The sequence below is a fragment of the Paraburkholderia sp. SIMBA_053 genome, from assembly GCF_046534895.1.
Lineage (GTDB): Bacteria > Pseudomonadota > Gammaproteobacteria > Burkholderiales > Burkholderiaceae > Paraburkholderia > Paraburkholderia caledonica.
On sequence record NZ_JAWRXU010000954.1, the window covers coordinates 1 to 262 of the forward strand.

The following is a 262-nucleotide window of genomic DNA, read 5'->3' on the forward strand; positions in this document are numbered from 1 at the left end:
TGGTAGATCCAAAAGATATCGACGAAACGAACATGGCTTTATCTATTGCTAACATCACACGCGTATTTAATGATGAACAAAAAATTCCTGAAATGGACAAGTATGCTGCTTCAAAATTGTATTCTGAGTTTACTACGAATGGAAAGACTGCCGATGCAAAAGTATTAACAGTTGATAACGTATTAGATGTTTATGATGACTTCATGATGGAAATGGATGATGCGGAAGTTCCGCAAGAAGGACGTATTCTTTATGCAACACC

1 pseudogene is annotated in these 262 nt (G+C 36.6%); it reads left to right on the forward strand.

Annotation, left to right across the window (positions count from 1 at the left end):
• Positions 1-32: 32 nt before the first annotated feature.
• Positions 33-262 (forward strand): annotated as a pseudogene (locus SB753_RS38425) (hypothetical protein); the annotation flags it as partial.